The organism is Allobosea sp., from assembly GCF_030695125.1.
Lineage (GTDB): Bacteria > Pseudomonadota > Alphaproteobacteria > Rhizobiales > Beijerinckiaceae > Allobosea.
The window spans coordinates 1-3,893 of the sequence record NZ_JAUYTP010000061.1 but is presented as its reverse complement, the minus strand read 5'-3'; the positions used below and the strand labels follow the sequence as shown (position 1 = coordinate 3,893).

The following is a 3,893-nucleotide window of genomic DNA, read 5'->3' as shown; positions in this document are numbered from 1 at the left end:
TGTCTGCCGTCAGCGCTCTTGAGACAGTTTAGGGGTTTTCGGGAAGGGAGGATTTCTGGATCATCGCAGCCATCATGGAGCGCAGATGAGACAGAAATCGGGTCCGGAGAAAGCACCGGCAGAGCAGGTCGTGAAGGACATCCGCCGAGCGACGCGCCGGCAGTTCTCGGCCGAAGAGAAGATCCGCATCGTGCTGGAAGGCGTGCGCGGCGAGGAGAGCATTGCCGAGCTGTGCCGGCGCGAGGGGATCGCCTCGTCGATGTATTACGGCTGGTCGAAGGAGTTCCTCGACGCCGGCAAGCGCCGTCTCGCCGGTGACACGGCCCGCGCCGCGACGTCGGACGAGGTGAAGGAACTGCGTCGCGAGGCGCAGGCCCTGAAGGAGGCCGTGGCCGATCTGACCCTGGAAAACCGCCTGCTCAAAAAAAGCATGCTGGCGGATGGGGAGGACGACACATGAGGTATCCTGCCTCCGAGAAGGCCGAGATCATCCGGCTGGTCGAGGGATCGCATCTACCGGCGCGGCGCACCCTGGACAAACTGGGCATCCCGCGCGCCACGTTCTATCGCTGGTACGATCGCTATCTCACCGGCGGAGTTGAGGCGCTCGCCGATCATCGCTCGCGGCCGGATCGAGTCTGGAACCGCATCCCCGAGCCGGTTCGGGACGAGATCGTCGACCTGGCGCTGCGCGAAACGGAGCTGAGTCCACGCGAGCTTGCGGTGCGCTTCACCGACGAGAAACGCTACTTCGTCTCGGAAGCGTCGGTGTATCGGTTGCTGAAGGCGCATGACCTGATCACCAGCCCGGCCTACATCGTCATCAAGGCGGCGTCCGAGTTCAAAGACAAGACGACGGCGCCCAACCAGCTCTGGCAGACCGACTTCACCTACCTGAAGATCACCGGATGGGGCTGGTATTATCTCTCGACCGTGCTCGACGACTTCTCACGCTTCATCGTCGCCTGGAAGCTCTGCGCCACGATGCGCACTGACGACGTCACCGCCACGCTCGATCTGGCGCTGGCGGCATCGGGGCTCGACCAGATCACGGTCGCACATCGGCCGAGACTGTTGAGCGATAACGGCGCCTCATACATCTCGGCCGACCTCGCTACCTGGCTCGACGGCAAAGGCATGAAACACGTTCGCGGCGCGCCCTATCATCCCCAGACGCAGGGCAAGATCGAGCGCTGGCACCAGACCCTGAAGAACCGCATCCTGCTGGAAAACTACTATCTGCCCGGTGACCTTGAACGGCAGGTCGCGGCCTTCGTTGAGCATTACAACCATGCCCGGTCTCACGAGAGCCTCGGCAACCTGACGCCCGCCGATGTCTACTTCAACCGCGGGCAGGCCATCCTCACCGAACGCGAAAGGATCAAGCGCCAGACAATCCAGCACAGACGCTTGCAGCACCAGCTGCAGGCCGCATAACCTCAAACCCAGATGAGCCAGAACCTCCGTTCCTGAGACGCCGAAACAGTCTCAAATCATCTGACGACGGACAGGTCGCGATGCTGTTATGAGCGGTCAGGTCCTGCGGTGTCCGGGGCACGCCATGCCGTTCCAAATAGGCGAGCCGACCACGGCCATGCGCATCTCCGGGCCGATCCGCCCGCGATCATGTCCTTGGCGACCTGCTCGCCCATGCGCACGCCGGCGTCGTATCCCGAGGCCACGCGCGGTATACCTGTTCCGCGAGAAGGGCGCTACGGGTCGAGCTTGTCTACTTCGATGGGGCGGGAGGTTGCAGGCCTCATCGTCCGAGGAAGAAGGTGATCGCCACGACGTTGACGATGTCGACGAAGAAGGCCGAGACCAGCGGCAGAATGATGAACGCGTTCGGCGAGGGGCCGTAATGCTTGGTCACCGCCGTCATGCTGGCGATGGCGGTCGGCGTGGCGCCGAGCGACAGGCCGGTAAAGCCGGCGCTCAGCACCGCCGCCTGGTAGTTGCGCCCGAGCAGCGGAAAGATCGCCAGCAGGATGAAAGCGACGGCGAGCATCGCCTGCATCGCCACCACGACTAGCAGCGGCCCGGCGATCTGTGCCAGCGTCCAGAGCTGCATGCTCATCAGCGACATGGCGAGGAAGATCGACAGCGAATAATCGGAGACGAGCGCCAGCGAAGGCGAGCGCGCCGGCCAGGGCAGCTTGGGGAAGATCAGCGGCACGGTGTTCGACAGCACGATGCCCATGATCATGCAGGGCACGAACAGCGGCAGCTTGAGCCCCGTCGCCGTGATCTGGCCATGGACCAGATAGCCGAGCACGATGGCGATGTTCACCACCAGCAGCGCCTGCATGATGCTGAACTTGTCGATCGGGGCGGTATCGGATTCGGGAGCGAGGCTGGCCGCCGTCTCGCCCGGCGGGTCGGCGGTGAGCTTGCCGCGCTCGATCAGGAACTTGGCCACCGGCCCGCCGAGCAGGCTGGCGACGATCAGGCCGAGCGTCGCGACGGCCGTCCCCGTCTCCATGGCGGCCGGGAAGCCGTGCTCGGCGGCGATGGCCGGTGCCCAGGCGATGGTGGTGCCATGCCCGCCGACCAGCGCGACCGAGCCCATGATCACGCCCGCGGCCGATGGCAGGCCGAACAGCGAGGCGCCGAGCGTGCCCACGACATTCTGCAGGAAGACGAAGATTATGGTCAGCACGCACAGGATGACCAGCACCCGGCCACCGGCCAGCAGGTTGGACAGGCGGGCATTGATGCCGACCGTCGCGAAGAAGATCACCAGCAGCCGGTCGCGCGTCGCCAGCTCGAAGCCGATGTTCCATCCGGTCACGGCATGCAGGGCCCAAATCGCAAGAGCGGCGAGAAAGCCGCCGGTCACGGGCTCGGGAATATTGTAGTTCTGCAGGAATGCTACGCGCCGGGTCAGGAGCACGCCGACGAAATACACCACGATGCCGAGCGTCACCGTGAGGAAGTCGGGCGCGATGATCGAACGGGCGACTTCTGTCATGGCTTCTGGCGCTTTCGGCACGGTATTTCAGGCGGGGTTGCCGCCGGCACGGCTGCCGGTCTGCACGTCCGGCCTCTATCACCGGGCGGGGCGGGAGGCAAAGAGGTTCAGGCCGAGCCGGTCCGACAGGAATTTGGTGACGAACTGGCCCTTGATGCTGTTGCCGGCGCCGTCGAGCCGGGGTGCGAAGGTGCCGAGCCCGCCCTTGCCCGGCGCCACCGTGACCAGCCCGCCGCTGACGCCGCTCTTGCCGGGGAGCCCGACCTCGTAGAGCCAGTCGCCTGATTGTTCGTAGAGGCCGGCGGTCGCCAGCACCGCCAGGACTTGCCGGCAGCGCCCCGCATCGATCACCTGTTCACCGGTCACCGGGTTGACGCCGCCATCGGCCAGCGTCGCGCCCATGACGGCGAGGTCCCTGACCGTGACGTTGAGGGAGCATTGCCGGGTGTAGATGTCGGTCGCCTCGTCCGGATCGGAATAGATGCGCTGATAGCCGTGCAGCAGGCGCGCGATGCCGCGATTGCGGTCGTTGGTCGCCGCTTCCGAGGCATAGACTTCCTCGTCGAGCGCGAGCTCGCGCCCGGCGAGCCGCGAAAGACCCTCGCGGATGAATTGCCATCTCGCCTCGGCGCTGCCGCCCGGTGCCAGGCTCGTGGTCGCGATCGCGCCCGCATTGACCATGGGGTTCATGGTCCTGTCCTGGTTGAGCTCGATCGCCATCACCGAATTGAACGGCAGGCCCGTGCTGTTGACGCCGATCCTGCGGCGCGCCTCGCCCGCGCCTAGCAGGCTGTTGAAAAACCCGCTCGCCGCAGGGCATTCGGCGTGATTCATTGTCTTCGAAGGGTTTCGGATATCTCTGCATGCGCGGTGACGACAATCGGACGGGCGAGCTTTTCAGCTACGTCGATCTTGAAGCGCG

General features: G+C 65.0%; 3 protein-coding genes and 1 pseudogene. 1 reads left to right on the top strand and 3 read right to left on the bottom strand.

The window, feature by feature from the left end; genetic code table 11:
* The first annotated feature begins 85 nt into the window (after positions 1–85).
* A protein-coding gene (locus tag Q8S38_RS18790; protein WP_305681869.1) for an IS3-like element ISMex37 family transposase occupies positions 86–1,437 on the top strand; the annotation gives its coding sequence in 2 pieces (ribosomal slippage) (positions 86–422 and positions 422–1,437; 1,353 coding nt in all).
* A gap of 79 nt (positions 1,438–1,516) precedes the next feature.
* On the opposite strand, the pseudogene Q8S38_RS18785 reads toward Q8S38_RS18790, so the two are convergent.
* The 3 genes and pseudogenes from Q8S38_RS18785 to glsA all read right to left on the bottom strand — a co-directional run.
* Positions 1,517–1,682 (bottom strand): annotated as a pseudogene (locus Q8S38_RS18785) (LysR family transcriptional regulator); the annotation flags it as partial.
* A gap of 77 nt (positions 1,683–1,759) precedes the next feature.
* A complete protein-coding gene (gene gltS, locus Q8S38_RS18780) occupies positions 1,760–2,971 on the bottom strand; it encodes a sodium/glutamate symporter (protein WP_305681868.1) in 1,212 nt (403 codons plus the stop codon).
* 78 nt (positions 2,972–3,049) lie between these two features.
* A complete protein-coding gene (glsA, locus tag Q8S38_RS18775) occupies positions 3,050–3,805 on the bottom strand; it encodes a glutaminase A (protein WP_305681867.1) in 756 nt (251 codons plus the stop codon).
* Between the last annotated feature and the right edge of the window lie 88 nt (positions 3,806–3,893).

What these genes read in the sequence shown, in the direction of transcription:
- gltS (WP_305681868.1), bottom strand. Translation starts at nt 2,971, where the DNA reads ATGACAGAAGTCGCCCGTTCGATCATCGCGCCCGACTTCCTCACGGTG.
- glsA (WP_305681867.1), bottom strand. Translation starts at nt 3,805, where the DNA reads ATGAATCACGCCGAATGCCCTGCGGCGAGCGGGTTTTTCAACAGCCTG.